Origin of the sequence: Citreicoccus inhibens (assembly GCF_019039035.1) — a bacterium.
GTDB classification, from domain to species: Bacteria; Myxococcota; Myxococcia; order Myxococcales; family Myxococcaceae; genus Citreicoccus; species Citreicoccus inhibens.
Genome location: NZ_JAHNZT010000010.1, coordinates 15,666 through 31,948, shown reverse-complemented (window position 1 = coordinate 31,948; position 16,283 = coordinate 15,666). Strand labels below are relative to the sequence as shown.

Genomic DNA, 16,283 nt, shown 5'->3' with positions numbered 1-16,283 from the left:
ACAGCAACCTGGCTCGCCTGTGGTCCTCGTCGTGGACGACGACCCCGATATCCTGGAGGCCCTCTCGGAGATTCTGGAGGCCGAGGGCTTTGAGATCCGCCGCGCTCGCAACGGCAAGGAGGCCCTGGAGAGGCTGGTGCCGGATCCGCCCCGTCTCATCCTGCTCGACCTGATGATGCCGGTGATGGATGGTTGGGAGTTCGCCCATCGCATGCGGCAGAACCCGGACGTCGCCTCCATCCCCCTCATCGTGCTCAGCGCGGATCGCAACGTGGGCAGCAAGGCCGCGGACATTGGCGCCGTGGGCCACCTCGCCAAGCCCTTCGAACTGAATGACCTGTTGGAAATGGTTCGCAACTCCCTGACGCCCGCTGTCGCGAACACGGGGGCGTGATCCGCGCTGTCGAGCGGCTTGACCTCCTCGGGGTGCGCCATTACGGTCTGCGCGGTCTTGATTCACCAATCAACACCCAGTCCAAGGAGCGCGCCGTGACCTCGAAGGACATTCTCGAGAGCGATATCCCCAACGTCCTCAAGCAGAAGCCGGAGCTTGCGAAGGACATCAACGCGGTCATCCACTTCGTCATCTCCGGCGACGGCGGTGGCACCTGGACGGTGGACCTGACGAAGGCGGAGGGCTGGGTCTCGCCGGGCGCCGAGGGCACCCCGAAGATGACCGTCAGCTGCAGCAACGACGACTTCGTGAAGATCCGCAGCAAGCAGCTCAACCCCCAGATGGCGGCCATGCAGGGCAAGCTGAAGTTCAAGCCCATGGACATGGGCCTCGCCATGAAGCTGGGCAAGCTGCTGGCCTGAGCACGTTTCGCTTCAGCATCAGCCCGCGTGGGGGTCCGCCCTTCGGAGCGTGACTCCCCGCTCGCGCGGCGCGCCTGTCTCCGCAGGGAGGGGCGCGCCGTCGCTGTTTCAAGTCTCAGGAGACTCCCCCGCATGTCGTCGTTGCCGCTCGCTGGTCTGCGTGTGCTGGACCTGTCGCGCCTGTTGCCCGGGCCGTATGCCACCTTGGTGCTCGCGGACCTGGGCGCGCTCGTGGACAAGGTGGAGGATCCCGAAGGCGGCGATGGCACGCGGCACATGCCGCCACAGCGAGACGGCGAGGGCGCGCTCTTCTACGGCCTGCATCGCAACAAGCGCTCGCTCACGCTCAACCTGAAGACGCCCGAGGGGCGCGACGCGCTCCTGCGGTTGGTGGAGCACTACGACGTCCTGGTGGAGAGCTTCCGGCCTGGGGTCATGGACAAGCTCGGGCTGGGCGAGGCCACGCTGCGCGCGCGCAACCCGCGGCTCATCGTGTGCTCCATCTCGGGGTATGGGCAGACGGGACCGGATCGCCTCAAGGCTGGCCACGACCTGAACTACGTGGCGCGCGCGGGCCTGCTGGGCTACGGCGGCGCCGCGGACGGCGCGCCCGCGTTCCCCGGCGTGCAGATGGCGGACATCGGGGGCGGCAGCCTCTTCGCGCTGGTGGGAATCCTCGCGGCGCTGCATGAGCGCGCGCGCACGGGCGCAGGGCGCTTCGTCGACGTGTCCATGGCGGATGGGGCGCTGGCCTTCCTGCACCTGCATCTGGCCTCGCGCCTGTTCCTCGGGCCTGAGGGCGCGCCGCTCGCGCGTGGCCGCGAGCCGCTCAACGGTGGCTACCCCTGCTATGGCCTGTACCGCACCGCGGATGACCGCTGGCTCGCGGTGGGCGCGCTCGAGCCCAAGTTCTTCGCCGCGTTGCTCGCGCGCCTGGGGCGCCCTGAGTTGCTGGAGGACGCCTATGTGCCGGGTGAGGCCTCCGCGCGCGTGCGGGCCGAACTGGAGCGCCTCTTCTCCAGCCAACCGCTCGCGACCTGGCAGGAGCGACTGGCGGGCTCGGACCTCTGCGTGGAGCCGGTCGCCGAGGGCGATGACGTTCTCTCGGACGCTCAGTTGCGCTCACGCGGACTATTCGTGGAAGGCGAGGACTTTCGTCTCGGGCGCAAGGTGACGCACTTGCTGACGCCCCTGCGGATGGGAGATACGCCGCTGCGTCAGCCGCCTGCGTTGGGTGAGCACACGCGCGCGATTTTGAGTGAGGCGGGTTTCACCGCCGAGGAAATCTCCCGCCTGGGTGCGTGACGCGCTGGGGTCGGTGCCAACTCCCCACCGCGGAACGTTGGAAGCACTGTTGACACTCGCGCTTCCGCATCTTCAACTTTCATTTTGTCTCTGTTGGGACACTTCTATCGGCCTGGGGAAGGAGAGCACCCTGCATGCCCGACATCCACGAGATGGAGACCTACATCCGCAGGAAGTTCGCGGAGCACGTGGGCCTGCCGGAGTCGGACCTCTTTGGTGAGGACCTGACACTGGCGGCCCTGATCACGAGATCGGAGCGGATGACGAACAGTGTGGATTTGATGGAGGCCTTCGCGCGCACGTCGAACGGGTTGCGCAAGGACTTCGGTCTTCGAGTGCGCCTGCCGGCGCTGTCGCTGGACACGCCCATCTCCCGCGTCCTCGAGGTCTTCCTCCAGGAAGCACAATCCCAGCAGGGGAGGGCGGCATGACGACGGTTTCCCCTCGCGTGGCGCGTGAGTCCTCCGCGGAGGCGATCCTCGAGCAAGGTGGCTCGAGTCACGTGGAGCACGAGGCGGGGGCCGGCGCGGCGAATCGCCCCGTCATCGTCGCGGACCTGTATCAAGCCATCACGCGCGAGAGCCGCTCGTTGGTGGACCTGACGTGGGAGCAGCAGCGCCTGCACGAGTCGCGGCGCTGGAGCGCGATGGAGCTGGTGGGCGCGGTCGACATCCAGCGGTTGAGCGAGTCGGATCGCAACCTCGTGTGGAACGCGGGGCGCGCGGAGCTGACCACCAAGCCGGGCGCGGATCGCCTGGAGCGCCTGGCGGACGCGGAGTGCCGCAAGTGGCAAGGCCGCAACGACGTGGTGGCTTCCATCCTCCAGGCCTGCGGCACGTGGAGCCGCTACTGGAACGAGGAAGAGGCGCACCACGAGACGAGCTTCAACCGGCTCTCGCAGCTGCTGGGACTGGAGCCCATCAGCGACGCCACGTTCATCGAGTACCGGAAGGTGTTCCCGGACGATGACATGCTGCGCACGCTCACGCTGTTGTCGATCTCCGAGATCGTCGCGGCGGTGAACTACGGGCACTGCGCGCGCGTCATCCAGGATCCGGGTCTCAAGGCGCTCTTCAAGCAGGTGGGCGCGGATGAGATCCAACACATGAATTACTTCATCGCGTTCGCCAAGGCGCTCGTCGACAGCGGCGAGTACAAGGCCAAGGAGGCCTTCGCGGTGGCGCACCTGTTCCTGCGCGAGGGCGGCGAGGTGCACGGCAGCAAGCGCGGGCACGTGGAGTCGCGCGGCACGCACGTCAATTGGTGGGATCAGGTGGAGCACCGCGAGGGGCTGTACAGCCCGGATGCGATCGAGAAGAAGGAATCGCTCATCTTCAACGCGCTCAAGCGCATCACCGGCATGACTGTGTCCTCCGCGCAGGAGGTGGAGGACACGTGGATGGATCTGGTCGGGTGCTGATCGGCCTGGGGCACGACCTGCAAGCCGTCCACGAGCTGGAGTCCGTGGAGGGGCTACGCGAGCCGGGCGTCTTCTTCACGCAGGCGGAGCTGGCGCACTTCGCGCGCGCCAGTTCCCCGCACGAGAGCCTGGCCGCGGGCTTCTCCGCGAAGGAAGCGCTCTTCAAGGCGCTTCCGCCCGTGGACGGGTGGTTCTGGACGGATGCGGAGCTGCATCACGATGCGCGCCATGCCCCGCGCTTCGAGTTTCACGGCGCGTTGCGCGAGCACGCGGAACGCGAGGGTTGGCACACCCTGTTGTCGCTGTCTCACAGCGGCGGCTTCGTCTCGACGGTGGTCGTCGTGACGTTGACGCCGCGACCCTGAACGCCGCTTCTCCCACCGGCCGAGGGCCTTCGTGCGTTTCGACGAATCCATCCTGACTCTGCGCGTCCGCCCCAACGATCTCGACAGCCTGGGCCACGTCAACAACGCCACCGTCCTGGAGTACCTGGAAGCGGGGCGCTGGGCGTGGATGGAGCAGCACGGCGTCCGCCACCGCACGCACATCCTCCCCGTGGTGTCTCGGGTGGAGATCGACTACCGCCGCGAGATTCATCCGCAAGAGGTCGGGGTCCGCACCGTGATTGATGCGCCTGCGCCCGAGGAACTCGAGGACAGCGTCACCTACCGCGTGTGCTTCCGCCAGCGGGTCTTCACGGAAGGGGGCCGCCAGATGGCCGTGGAAGCCGCGGTACACGTGGCCTTCATCGACGAGGAGTCTCGAACCCTGTGCTCGCTCCAGGACTTCCTGGCCGCCGCGCGAGAGCCTCAGCGGGCAGGAGGCGGAGCCCGGTCATGAGCGCCACCGCCACGGCGACCGGACGTGCTCCCTTGCCCGCGCCCGCCGAGGACTCATGGGTACCCACGCGAGGGGGCCATGCGCTCCATGTTCGACACGCCTCGCCGGGGGCGCGAGCGCCCGCTGTCCTCTTCATCCCGGGGTTGTTCTCCGACGGGCGCTTCTTCTTGAGCGCGAGCGGAGAGGGCCCCGCGCGCACGTTCCTGGACACGGGCTTCGCGGTGGACGTGGCCTCGCTTCGCGGCCATGGCCAGAGCCGCTGGCCCGAGCGTCGTGCCTGGGACTGGTCCTTCGACACCTACGTGCGCGACGACATCCCGGACCTGCTTCGCGCGATGCGCGCGCGCCACGAGGGCCCGCTGTTCATCCTGGCGCACAGCATGGCGGGCTACGCGGTGCTCGCGGCGCTCGCGGTGGCGCCCGAGCTCCAGGCGATGCTCGCGGGCGTGTGCACGCTGTCCGCGGCGGTGAATGACTTTGGCGAGGGCGGCTGGAACAAGCGGCTCCAGTTCGGGGTCGCGGGCGTCGTGTCCCGGGTGCTGGGGCGCTTCCCCGCGCGCGCGCTGAAGCAGGGGCCCTCGGATGAACCCGCGGGGGTGATGCGGCAGTTCTCAGACTGGGCTCCCACCGGAGCCTTTCGCAGTGTGGACGGCGCCACCGACTACTGGGCGGCGCTGCAACGGGTGGAGCTGCCCGTGTTCGCGGGGGTGGGGGCCGCGGACGTCTTCCATGCCTCGCCTCGGCGGGCGCGCAAGCTGGTGGACAGCTTGGGCTCGTCGCGCAAGGAGTTGCTCACGTTCGGCCGCGCCCACGGCCACTCGAAGGACTTCGGGCACTTCGACCTCGTCCGCGGCGAGCGCGCTCGCGAGGAGGTCCTGCCACGCGTGATGGAGTGGATGCGGCGCGTGGCCATTCCCACCCCCGGTGAGTCGTCGGGAGGAGGCGCACCATGCTCGAACTGATTCAGCGTCTGGAGACGCAGGACGCCCACAAGGGCCTGTTCCTGTACGAAGACTTCGCCCACGCGCCCCTGTTCATCCCCTACCGGGAGTTCCCCGCGCGCGTGGCAGCGGCCGCCGAGCACTTTCAGGCGCGCGGTGTTCGCCAGGGCGAGCAGGTCATCCTGCCGTTCGAGACCTCGCCCGAGGTCATCTTCTCCTTCTTCGGGCTGCTCGAACTGGGCGCGCTGCCCTTGTCGGTGAAGCCGTACATCCTCAGCACGCCCCGCGTGACGTACAGCGAGTTCCTCGATCGCATCGCCCAGCGGTACGGCGTGCGCCGGGTGCTCGATGCGCCGAGCCTGTCCTCCGTGACGCTGTCTCTGGAGCGCCTGGCGCTGCCTCCGGCCAACGCACGCAAGCCCGGGGCTCGCCTGCGCGAGGTGGCCCCGGAGGAGCTGGCGTTCGTGCAGTTCTCCTCGGGCTCGACGTCGTTCCCGAAGGGCGTGCCCATCACCCAGGCCCACCTGCGCGAGAACCTGCGGCTCATCGCGCGGCATGACGGGCGGCGCATTGATGACCGCTGCTGCAGCTGGCTGCCCCTGTACCACGACATGGGGCTCATCGGCTCGTTCCTGTCCACCCTCACGGGCGGCAATGATCTGCACCAGTCGCAGCCCGCCGCGTTCCTGTTGGATCCGATGGGCTGGCTGGAGCAACTGAGCACGCAGCGCGCCTCGCACGCGGTCATCCCCAATTTCGCCATCGACTACGCGTTGAAGACGTTGCGCGAGGCGGACCGTCAGGACCTGGCCAAGCTGGACCTGTCCGCGCTGCGGACGGTCTATCTGGGCAGCGAGCCCATCAACATCCCCAACATGCACGCGTTCCTCGACATGCTGGCGCCGTATGGCCTGCGGCGGGACGTGTTCATGCCGTGCTACGGCATGGCCGAGGTGGTGCTGATGGTGGCGGCCGCGGCGCCGAGCAAGGAGTCCCGCCTGGTGATGGCGCCCAACGGCCAGTCCGCCATCTCCGTGGGACGCCCACTGCCCGAGTTCGAGGTGCGCCTGCGCGCCGACGATGGGCACCTGTGTGGCGAGCGCGAGCTGGGGGAAGTGGAGCTGCGCGGCGGCACGCTCGCGGCGACCTACTACCAGGACGAGCGCCCGTTGCTGGGAGACACCGGCTTCTATTCGACGGGCGACCTGGGCTTCGTCCAGGACGGCGAGCTGTACATCACCGGCCGTGTGAATGATCGCATCAAGGTGAATGGGCAGAGCTTCTTCTCGCCGGACTTCGAGCAGGCGGTGGAGCGGCTGCCCTTCATCCGCGCGGGCCGCACCGTGGTCATCCAGGTGAAGGGGAAGATCGTGGTGCTCGCGGAGGTGAATCACCCGTCCGCGCTGGAGCGCGAGCAGGAGAGCCGCCGCCGCGTGTGCGAGTCCGTCCTGTCCGGCGTGGGCGTGACGGTCTCTCCCGAAGATGTCCTCTTCATTCGCTACGGGCAGATTCAGAAGACGAGCAGCGGCAAGCTCCAGCGTCGCGCCATCAGCGAGGCCTACGAGGCCGGGCGCATCCGGTTCGTGACACCCGGTGAGCTGCGCGCGGACCTCTTGCGCATGCGCGCGGAGCGGCTCGTGTTGGGCGCGGTGTTCGTCGCGCGTCAGCGCGGCCGTCGTCTGGTGACGTCGGGCCGCGCGGTGCTCGAGGCGGGGCTGGGGCGCTTCATGCCCAAGGGCGCGCGACGGGACTCCTGACGCGCGTCATTTCGGGGCGCGCGGCTGCCACAAGTCCCAGCCGCGCGCGGCGTGACACGCGTCGCCCACGAGGTCCCACGCGAGCTGGGGGTCGCTCGCGGCCAGCGAGTCGGTGTCGCGGTAGGCGCCCGTGGCCTCCAGGCGACTGGTGGCGCGCTCCAGGTACGTGAGCGCACGCTGCACGGCCTGGGTTTGCGCGGCGGTGGGGCGCCAGCCTGCTTCGTCGCGGTAGCGCCCGAGTGACTCCAGCAGGTGGCCGTAGAACTTCACCATCTGGGACAGGAGCCGCACGCGGTACGCGGGCTCGGCGGAGAGCGCGGTCTCGTACTGCCGCGCTTCGGAGTCCAGCCGGTAGAGGAGCACCTCCACCTGCGTGTCCAGCCGCCGGCCCCAGGCTCGGCGCACCGACGCGAAGCGCGCCCAGCTCGCCACGGCTTGGAACCAGTGCAGCCCACCGCATGGGTGCGCGTAGATGCCTTGGCCTCGCTTGGGGACCTCGCGCGCTCCGGCCTTCATGCCCGCGGCGAGGTCGGCTTGCGCGGCCTCGAGTGTGGCGAGCGCGCTGTCCATGACGGCGTCGATGTGCACCGCGTCTCCCGCGCCATCGCGGAATGTGTCGCCCGGGGCGAGCACATGCGACAGCGCATCGAGCGTCCACGCTCCATCCGGAGACTGGGCGAGCGCCGGGCGGAAGTCGCGCTTCAGGTCCTCGACCAGCGCACGCAAGGTCACGCTGCCATCCCGCATGGGGAAGCGGCGCGACAAGGGAACGCCTGCCACGAGCAGTGTCTTCACCTGAAGCGCGGGGTGGGGCTCCACGGGCACGCCCGCGGCGGTGCGCGCATCGAAGAAGAGATCCGCGGAGGCGGCGTCACCGGGGGCGCGGTGCAGGAAGTCCCCCACGATGACGTCCGCCGCGAGGCGCCCGTCGCGCGCGCGGAACGCCTTGCCATCCAGGTCCATGCCATGGGCGAGCGCCCACGGGTTGCCAGGGTCCGCCGCCCGCGCGCGGCACTGCGCATGGAGCGCCTGGGCGGGCGAGGCAGGGGGCGAAGCGAGCAACAGGCCCAGGAGCATCGAGGCGGCGAGGGACATGGACGAGGCAGTGTGTCAGCCCTCGTCCATTCCCGCACCTCGGCTCACTCGGCCTGGCGAGCCCGCAAGCGTGCGAGGATCCGTTCGAGCATCCCGAAGAGGGCGTCGCGGTCCTCGGCCGCCATCAGTGACAGGAGCTGCCGCACGCCCGCGTCCATCGTGCGGGCGATGCGTTCGGAGAGCTGCGTGCCGCTGGGGGTGAGGCGCGCGACGACAGCGCGTCGGTCCTCGGTGTCTCGCGTGCGCTCCACCGTGCCCATCTCGGCGAGGCGATCGACCACGCCGGTGATGGTCTTCTTGGTGATGCCGATGCGCTGCGCGAGCACGCCCACGTGCATGGGCCCGTCGTGGCCCAACCAGACGAGCGCATGGACTTGCGTCGGCGTGAGGTTCAGGTCCTCGCAGATGCTGGCCAAGGGGTCGCGCAGGGAGCGGAAGCGCCCCAGGTCCATGAACAGCGTCAGCATGCGCTGAGAGTCAGGCGTGGGGGACTGGCTCGACAGCGCCGCGAACTCTTCGTTCGCGGCGTTGTCGTCCGTCGCCTCGGGGCCTCCCGCTCCGTCGGGGCGCTCGTCGCGCTCCTCGGAAGCGGGGGGAGTGGAGGCCGGCCGGCGCATCAGGCCGTCTCCACGCGGGCCACTGCGGGCTCAGCCTCCTGTCCACCGGGCGCGGGATGCGCGCCGCCCGGCGCCACGTCCGTGCCCTTGCGCCGCTTGAACTTCCCGGCGAGCTGGTCGAGCAGCGAGTACACCACCGGCACCACGCCCAGCGTGAGGAAGGTGGAGGTGATGAGGCCGCCGATGATGGTGATGGCCATGGGCGCGCGCGTCTCGGCGCCGTCGCCCCGGGCCACCGCCACCGGCACCATGCCGGCGATCATCGCGATGGTCGTCATGAGGATGGGGCGCAGACGGACCGGCGCGGCCTCCAGGAGTGCCTCGTGGGCCGTCTTCCCCTTCTCACGAACCTGCAGCGTGAAGTCCACCAGGAGGATGCCGTTCTTCACCACCAGACCCATGAGCATGATGATGCCGATGAGGGCGAACATGGACATGTACTGGCCGGTGATGAGCAGCGCGCCAATCGCTCCGATGAACGCGAAGGGCAGCGACAGCATGATGGTGAACGGGTGCACCAGGCTTTCGAACTGCGCCGCGAGAATCATGTAGATGAGGATGATGCCCAACAGCAGCGCCGTGCCGAACGCGGCCACCGACTTCCCGAGCTCCTTCGCGTTGCCTTCGAAGTCGTGGATGATCGTCTTGGGCAACTCCTTGCTCGCGTAGGTGTTCATGAAGTTGATGGCTTCGCTGAGCGAGTAGTTGCTGGCGAGGTTGGCGAGCAGGGTGATCTGCCGCTTCTGCTGCTGGCGGTCGATCTGCACCGGACCATCCGCGGGGATGATGCGCGCCAGATTGCGCAGCTCCACGAGCTGTCCCGAGGGCGCGCGCACGGTGAGCTGACCGAGCGCGTCCGCGGACGCGAGCGTCTCCGGGGGCAGGCGCAGCTTCACCTCGTAGGTCTCGCCGCCCTCGCGGTAGTCGAGGAACTTGTCACGGCCGAGGAAGGCACGGAGCGTGCTGCCCAACGCCGCGGCGGGCACGCCGAGCGTGGCGGCGCGGTCGCGGTCCACCTGCACGTCGTACTGCGGCTTTCCGGAGCGGTACGTGATGTCCACGTCCGTGAGGCCCGGGTTCTTGAGCATGGCCTGGCGCACCTTCTCCGAGGCCGCCGTCAGCTCCTTCCAGTTATCGCCGCGCAGGTTGAACTGAACCTGCTGGGTGCGCGCGCCGCCGCCGGACACCGGGGAGATGTCCTGCACGGTGACGTTCACGCCCGGGCGCGGCTTGACGACCTTGCGCAGGTACGACTTCAGCTCGCTCTGCTTGTACGCACGCTCCTTCACGTCCACGAGGTTGACGAGCACCTCGCCCTTGTGGACCTCCTCCTGCACGCCGCCGCCCACCGTGGAGAACGTGGAGGCGATGCCGGGCAGCGCCTTCACTTGCTTGGAGATCTGATCCAACTCGACCTGCGTCTCCTGCAGGGTGGAGCCGATGGGCAGCTCCACCGCGAGCTTGATGTTGCCGTTGTCCTGCTCGGGGATGAAGGTGAACTTCAGGAAGCGCGCGAGCGCGAAGGTGGAGAAGAGCACCGCCACCGCGACGACCATCGTCAGCGCGCGACGCTTCAGGATGCCCGCGAGGATGTTGCGGTAGCCGTTCTCCGTGGCGACCAGCACCTTCTCCACCGCCGCGCTCAGGCCGGTGGGGTGCGCGTGCGCCTTCAGCATGCGCGACGACAGCATTGGCGTCAGCGTCATGGAGACGGCGTAGGAGATGAGCACCGCCACCGCCACCGTCACGCCGAACTGGTAGAAGAACTTGCCGATCATGCCTTCCATGAAGGCCACCGGGATGAACACCGCCACGATGGCCAGCGTCACCGCGAGCACCGCGAGCGCAATCTGACCGGCGCCCTCCTGTGCGGCCTCCATCGGCCTGGCACCTTCTTCGATGTGCCGGACGATGTTCTCGATGACCACGATGGCGTCATCGATGAGCAGACCGATGGAGAGGGTCAGCGCCAACATGGTGATCATGTTGAAGGTGAATCCGAGCGCGGCCATGACCGCGAACGTGCCGACCACCGACACCGGCAGCGCGATGGCGGCCACCAGCGTGGAGCGCCAGTTGCGCAAGAACGCGAGCACGATGAGCACGGCGAGCACGCCGCCGAGCACCAGGTCCTCCTGCACCGCGTGGATGGACGAGCGGATGAACCGCGAGTTGTCCGTCACCATCTCCACCCGGACGCCCGCGGGGAGCAGGGTGTTGAGGTCGGCGAGGGACTCCTTGACGGCCTCGGCCACCTGCACCGTGTTGGAGCCGGACTGCTTGCGGACCACCATGGCCACGGCGGTACGGCCGTCGCTCTTGGCGCCGGAGCGCGCCTCGGCGGGGCCATCCACCACCTCGGCCACGTCACGCACGCGCACGGGCGCGCCGTTGGGGCTGGCGATGATGAGGTCGCGCAGCTCATCCACGTTCTTCACTTCGGACGTGAGGCGCACCACGCGCTCGCGGCCACTCTCCATCGTGCGGCCACCCGGGACGTCCAGGCTCTGCGCCTTGACGGCCTGGCTCACGTCGCTGATGGCCAGCCCGTAGCCGCGCAGGCGGTTCGGATCCACCACGAGCTGAATCTCGCGGTCCCGGCCACCGACGATGTCGATGCTGCCGACGCCGCCGTTTCGCTGGAGGGCGGGCTTCACCACGTCATCGGCGACGCGCGTCAGCTCCTCGATGGGCAGCGGACCCGCGAGCGCCAGCGTCATGATGGGCGCCGCGCCGATGTCGAACTTCTCGACCACCGGCGTCTCGACCTCGTTCGGCAGCTTGCTCAGGGTGGCCTGCACGCGGTCGCGCACATCCTGCGCGGCGACGTCCACCTTGGTGTCCAGTTTGAACTGGACGATGATCTGCGAAACGCTCTCCAGGTTGATGGACCGCAGCTGGTCCACGCCGTTGAGCGTGTTGAGCGCCTCCTCGAGCGGATCGGAGACGTTCTTCTCCATCGACTCAGGGTCGGCGCCGGGGAGCACCGTCGTCACGGTGACGACGGGGAAATCGACGTCGGGGAACTGATCCACGCCGATGCGCGGATAGGCATAGAGACCGAACACCACCACCGCCGCCATGAGCATGGCGGTGAAGATGGGCCGGGCAATGAATGTCTTGAGCGGGCTCATACCCAGGACTCCAGAAAGGAAGTGAGGCGCGGGGCCGCCACGCGTGACGGCCGGACCGCGTCCAGAAGGAAGAAGGACGTCACTGCACCACGCGAACGGCGGAGCCGTCCTTGACGTCCAGCGACGAGTCGGCGAGCACGCGGTCATCCGCGCTCAGGCCCTGAAGCACGCGCACGTAGCCGGGCAGCACGCGCTCCACGCGCACGTCGCGCTTGTGCACGGTGCCGTCCTCCACCACCCAGACGAAGCCCTCCTGGCCTCGGGCGGTGACGGCCTGCGCGGGCAGGAAGAGGCCCGCCGTATTGCTGCCCTTGGAGAAGTCCATCTCCACGAGCGCGCCGGGGCGCAGCGGGTTGGGCGTGGTGCCCGTCACGTCCGCCAGGACCTCGACCGTGCGGCTGGTGGTGTCCACCACCGCGCCCACGTTGCTGACCTTCGCGTCGAAGCGCATGCCGCTGGGGTTGACGGTGCCGGGGGTGAGCTGGCCCAGCTGCACCTTGTCGATGACGGACTCGGGCACCTGCAGCCGGACCTCCAGGCCCTTGTCGTCCACGATGGAGAAGACGGGCGTGGGCGGCACCATCGCCACCGTGTCACCCACGTTCTTCATCCGCGCGGTGATGACGCCGTCGAAGGGCGCCAGGATGGACATGTCGCGCAGGTTCTCCTCCGCCATCTTCAGCGCGGCGGCGGCCTGGGCCGCCTGGGCGGCCGCCTGCTTCTGGCCAATCTCCGCCTGGTCCATGCTGCTGGCGGAGACGCCGCCGGACTCGGCCACCTTGCGGGTGCGCGCCAGGCTGCTCGTGGCGAGCTGCAGCGCCGCGTCCGCCATGTCCTTGGCCGCCCGGGCCTGCTCCACCCCGATGCGCACGTTGGACGTGTCCAGCACCGCCAGGGTGTCGTTCTTCTTCACCCGGTCTCCCACCTTCACGTTCACCTTGAAGAGGGTGCCGGTGGCCTGGGCGCTCAGCGTGGCCTCCTGCTTGGAGCGGACCTGCCCCGTCACCCGCGTCACGTTCTCGTCGAGCTCCGTGGAGGGGGTGATGGCCTTCACGCCCAGCGCGGTGGAACCCTGCGCCTCAGGCAGCTTCGCCTTCTCCGCGTCCGCCTTCGCACACCCCGTCGACAACGCCACGGCCACCACGGCGGCCACCCAGATTCGCTGATTCACGCTTCCGTGCTCCTGCCGGGCCCTGACCTTCCTCGGGGAAGGTGGCTGCCGGCTGCCAATTCTCTTGGCGCGTATAACTACGGAGCCTCGACTGTCTGTCAAGAAGATACTCCGGAGTGCGGACTATTTCAGACCTCATGCATTTCCGCGCCGCGCCGGGTTGCCTGCCCTCGGACCGAACACCTCCCGGGGAGGCGGGTGTCACCCGCTCACTGGGGGTCCTATGGGCCGTGCTTGTGGGTCCCCCAAGCGCCTGTTATTGATTCAAGAATCAATCTCGATTGGGGAGCCGCATGCTGAACCCGTTCACCGAGGAGCACGAGGCGTTTCGCAAGACGGTGCGCGCCTTCGTGGAGAAGGAACTGACGCCCCATGGTCTGGAGTGGGACCGGGCCGGAATCTTCCCTCGCGAGCTGTTCAAGACGTGCGGCGACCTGGGCTTCCTGGGCATCAACCACGATCCCAAGTACGGCGGCAGCGGGCTGGACTACTGGTACGTGACGGCGTTCGCGGAGGAGTTGAGCCGCAGCCGCAACGCGGGCGTGAACATGGCGCTCCTGGTGCAGAGCCAGATGGCCACGCCCATCATCAACGACATCGGGACGGACGAGCAGAAGCGCGAGTTCCTCGAGCCGGCGCTCAAGGGCGAGAAGATCGCCGCGCTGGGCGTGAGTGAGCCGGGGTGCGGCTCGGACGTGGCGAACATCCAGACGACCGCGCGGCGCGATGGTGACGACTACGTCATCAACGGCTCGAAGATGTGGATCACCAACGGCACCCGGGCGGACTTCATCACGCTCGCGGTGCGCACGGGCGAGGCCGGCTATGGCGGCATCTCGCTGGTGACGTTCCCCACGGACGTGAAGGGGTTTGGCGTCTCCAAGAAGCTCGACAAGGTGGGCAACCTGTCCTCGGACACGGCCATCCTCTACTTCGAGGACTGCCGCATCCCCGCGCGCTACGTGCTGGGCACGGAGAACGAGGGCTTCTACTCCATCATGACCAACTTCCAGGGCGAGCGACTGGTGGGGGCCATCACCACCGTGGCCGCGATGGAGCGGATGCTCGAGGACGCGTTGGGCTACGGAACCGAGCGCGAGGCGTTTGGCCGGCCGCTCATCAAGTTCCAGGTGTGGCGCCACAAGTTCGTGGAGCACCTGACCGCCATCGAGGCCGCGCGGCGGCTCACGTACCACGCGGTGGACCTGTTCAATGAGAAGAAGGACCCCGTGAAGGAGATCTCCATGGCGAAGCTGTTCGCCGGAGATCTGGCCCAGCGCGTGGCCTATGACGCCCAGCAGTTCTTCGGCGGCATGGGTTACATCGAGGAGACGCCCATCGCCCGCATGTGGCGCGACGTCCGCCTCATCACCATCGGTGGTGGAACCTCCGAGGTGATGAAGGAGATCATCTCCAAGCTGTACGGCTTCTGAGCCTCGGGTGCCGGAGCGGACTCCGGGCACCCGCTGGGTCACAGGGCGGGCTGGACCGGTGTGCTCGCGGGCGCAGAGACTTCCTCCCGAGGGTGCTTCCAGCGCATCAGCGCGGCACACGTCAGGGCGAGCACGCCGAAGGTGATGACCGAGCCCTCCAAGCCATAACTTCCGCCCGTCAGCCACCCGGGCGCGCCGTGGAGGACGGTCGTCCACAGCCCCGTCGGCGCATGGCCGCTCACGCCAAAGCCGAGGCACTCCAGGGTCCAGTTCCAGCCCATGTGGCTGCCCACCGACACGGCCAGGTTGCGGGTGCGCAGGTAGCACGCGCCGAAGATGAGGCTCGCGAGGAAGGTGTTGATCATCGCGATGACGACGATGCTTCGCGGATTGTCTCCGGAGAACGGGTGGGCGAGCACGAAGAGCGCGGCGATGAGGAGCTGTGCCCAGCGCGGCCCGATGCCCCGGATGGCGCGCTGGAACGCATAGCCGTGGAAGAACGCCTCCTCGAAGAGTCCGACCGCGAGCATGCCCCCCGCGCTCATCAAGACGGTGCGCGCGGAGGCGTTTGGCGACCACGCCCAGTGGAAGCCTCCCAGCAGCCATCCGCACAGGGTCACGATGCCCACGGCGACCATTCCGCCCACGATGCCCAGCCCCAGCTCGCGCGCCGTGCGGGCGCTCAGCGCGAAGCCTCGGGCGGACAGCGTGTCGTGTTCCCACCGCAGGAAGAGCCACGTCGTGGCGAGCACGCCGATGAAGCCGAGCGCGGACTCCGACGCGAAGGCGCGCGTGGCGTCCGACAGCAGCGTGCGCAGGGCGTAGAGGCCCATGAGGGTGAGGCTGGTGATGGCCAGCCATCCCGCCATTCGCCATCCGTTGCGCACGCCGTCGCTTCCGACAAACAGGCTTCTCATCGCGAGGCACTCCAGGTGGAGGGGCACTTCGGGCATGGTGCGCCCAACTCCCGCCTCCAAGGAAGCGGGCCCTGTCCTCCGTTCGATGATGCGCTCGGGCGAGGCGGGGGCCTTCAGGCCCGCCTGGACTTGCGCGTGGCGGTGGGCTCGGGTGCTCCCGTCGCGGGCTTGTCCTTCGTGACCGAGGGCCCGATTCGCTGCCGGGCCTCCGCGATCCGCTGCCCGAAGGGCTTCGCCTCCAGGGCGGCGATGGCGTGCTCCAGGACGCGGGACAGGGCCATGGGCAGCTCCGCGTCCAGCTCCTCCGCCGCGCCCGAGGTCGCGCGCCAGCATGCTTGGAGCCGAGGCAGCATCGTGCGCCCCTTGGGCGTGAGGTGGATCATCCGCTGACGCCGGTCATCGGCCTCGGACTTCACGGCCACCAGGCCCGCCTTGACCATGAGCGCGACGGTCTGGGTCACGGCCGGCTGGGTGATGCCCGCGGTCATGGCGATCTGCCCGACCGTGGAGGGCTCCCGCTCGATGAGCGCGCGCATGATGGGGGTGAAGCGTGGGCGATAGTCGATCCCCTCTTGCGAGTAGGCCTCTTCGACCGCGCCGTCGAGCAGCTCCAGGAGGTGTCGCAATTGCGTGCCAAGTCCCGCCTTCATGCGGGAACAGTATAAGCGATTATGCATGTTGCCAAGGGGCACGGACAGCCGGCGCCTGGAGTTCTGCTTGGACGTCCAGAGGGTCCCGCGCTTTGCTGGTGCGAGGCAGGCGGGGCGTCGTGTGCCGTTGCTCCCGCGTGGGGATGAGACGGGCAGAGCGCCGCGTTGAGGCTGCGATGAATGCGAG

Annotated in this window: 16 protein-coding genes; 10 read left to right on the top strand and 6 right to left on the bottom strand. The window is 68.5% G+C overall.

Features of this window, described 5'->3' with window-relative positions; all coding sequences use genetic code 11:
• Window positions 1-19: 19 nt before the first annotated feature.
• From KRR26_RS14740 to KRR26_RS14700, 9 genes are all read left to right on the top strand, one after another.
• On the top strand, window positions 20-394 hold the full coding sequence (locus tag KRR26_RS14740; RefSeq protein WP_120207118.1) for a response regulator: 375 nt from the start codon (window positions 20-22) through the stop codon (window positions 392-394).
• A 95-nt stretch (window positions 395-489) separates the two neighbouring features.
• Window positions 490-816, top strand: coding sequence for an SCP2 sterol-binding domain-containing protein (locus tag KRR26_RS14735; protein ID WP_120206879.1), 327 nt, complete (start codon window positions 490-492; stop codon window positions 814-816).
• 132 nt (window positions 817-948) lie between these two features.
• Window positions 949-2,121, top strand: coding sequence for a CaiB/BaiF CoA transferase family protein (locus KRR26_RS14730; RefSeq protein WP_120206872.1), 1,173 nt, complete (start codon window positions 949-951; stop codon window positions 2,119-2,121).
• A 134-nt stretch (window positions 2,122-2,255) separates the two neighbouring features.
• Entirely contained in the window at window positions 2,256-2,552 is a 297-nt protein-coding gene (locus KRR26_RS14725; protein WP_120206871.1) for a hypothetical protein, read from the top strand.
• The gene (locus tag KRR26_RS14720; protein ID WP_199723806.1) at window positions 2,549-3,541 is read left to right on the top strand and encodes a ferritin-like domain-containing protein; all 993 of its coding nucleotides are present in this window, start codon (window positions 2,549-2,551) and stop codon (window positions 3,539-3,541) included. Before KRR26_RS14725 ends, KRR26_RS14720 begins: the two co-directional genes overlap by 4 nt.
• Window positions 3,517-3,906: a holo-ACP synthase gene (locus KRR26_RS14715; protein WP_158611500.1), complete on the top strand. Its 390-nt coding sequence runs from the start codon at window positions 3,517-3,519 to the stop codon at window positions 3,904-3,906. The genes KRR26_RS14720 and KRR26_RS14715 overlap by 25 nt, the downstream gene beginning before the upstream one ends.
• A 31-nt stretch (window positions 3,907-3,937) precedes the next feature.
• Window positions 3,938-4,381, top strand: a complete 444-nt coding sequence (locus tag KRR26_RS14710; protein WP_120206869.1) for an acyl-CoA thioesterase — start codon at window positions 3,938-3,940, stop codon at window positions 4,379-4,381.
• Window positions 4,378-5,343 carry an alpha/beta fold hydrolase gene (locus KRR26_RS14705; RefSeq protein WP_217080120.1) on the top strand — a complete coding sequence of 322 codons (966 nt, stop codon included), beginning with the start codon at window positions 4,378-4,380 and terminating at the stop codon, window positions 5,341-5,343. The genes KRR26_RS14710 and KRR26_RS14705 overlap by 4 nt, the downstream gene beginning before the upstream one ends.
• On the top strand, window positions 5,331-7,079 hold the full coding sequence (locus KRR26_RS14700; protein WP_120206867.1) for an AMP-binding protein: 1,749 nt from the start codon (window positions 5,331-5,333) through the stop codon (window positions 7,077-7,079). The genes KRR26_RS14705 and KRR26_RS14700 overlap by 13 nt, the downstream gene beginning before the upstream one ends.
• Before the next feature lie 6 nt (window positions 7,080-7,085).
• Here the strand turns inward: KRR26_RS14700 and KRR26_RS14695 are convergent, their stop codons facing one another.
• From KRR26_RS14695 to KRR26_RS14680, 4 genes are all read right to left on the bottom strand, one after another.
• Window positions 7,086-8,174 carry a hypothetical protein gene (locus tag KRR26_RS14695; RefSeq protein ID WP_217080119.1) on the bottom strand — a complete coding sequence of 363 codons (1,089 nt, stop codon included), beginning with the start codon at window positions 8,172-8,174 and terminating at the stop codon, window positions 7,086-7,088.
• Window positions 8,175-8,218: 44 nt separating this feature from the next.
• Entirely contained in the window at window positions 8,219-8,791 is a 573-nt protein-coding gene (locus KRR26_RS14690) for a MarR family winged helix-turn-helix transcriptional regulator (protein WP_217080118.1), read from the bottom strand.
• Window positions 8,791-11,925, bottom strand: coding sequence for an efflux RND transporter permease subunit (locus KRR26_RS14685; RefSeq protein ID WP_120206864.1), 3,135 nt, complete (start codon window positions 11,923-11,925; stop codon window positions 8,791-8,793). Before KRR26_RS14685 ends, KRR26_RS14690 begins: the two co-directional genes overlap by 1 nt.
• A gap of 79 nt (window positions 11,926-12,004) precedes the next feature.
• Complete coding sequence (locus KRR26_RS14680; protein ID WP_217080117.1) at window positions 12,005-13,096, bottom strand: efflux RND transporter periplasmic adaptor subunit; 1,092 nt, start codon at window positions 13,094-13,096, stop codon at window positions 12,005-12,007.
• Window positions 13,097-13,389: 293 nt separating this feature from the next.
• Here KRR26_RS14680 and KRR26_RS14675 point away from each other — a divergent pair, with 293 nt between their 5' ends.
• Window positions 13,390-14,529: an acyl-CoA dehydrogenase family protein gene (locus KRR26_RS14675; protein ID WP_120206862.1), complete on the top strand. Its 1,140-nt coding sequence runs from the start codon at window positions 13,390-13,392 to the stop codon at window positions 14,527-14,529.
• 38 nt (window positions 14,530-14,567) lie between these two features.
• Here KRR26_RS14675 and KRR26_RS14670 read toward each other — a convergent pair whose 3' ends face one another.
• Both KRR26_RS14670 and KRR26_RS14665 read right to left on the bottom strand, forming a co-directional pair.
• Window positions 14,568-15,446, bottom strand: a complete 879-nt coding sequence (locus KRR26_RS14670) for a CPBP family intramembrane glutamic endopeptidase (protein ID WP_217080116.1) — start codon at window positions 15,444-15,446, stop codon at window positions 14,568-14,570.
• A gap of 113 nt (window positions 15,447-15,559) precedes the next feature.
• Complete coding sequence (locus KRR26_RS14665; RefSeq protein WP_217080115.1) at window positions 15,560-16,096, bottom strand: MarR family winged helix-turn-helix transcriptional regulator; 537 nt, start codon at window positions 16,094-16,096, stop codon at window positions 15,560-15,562.
• Window positions 16,097-16,283 lie beyond the last annotated feature (187 nt).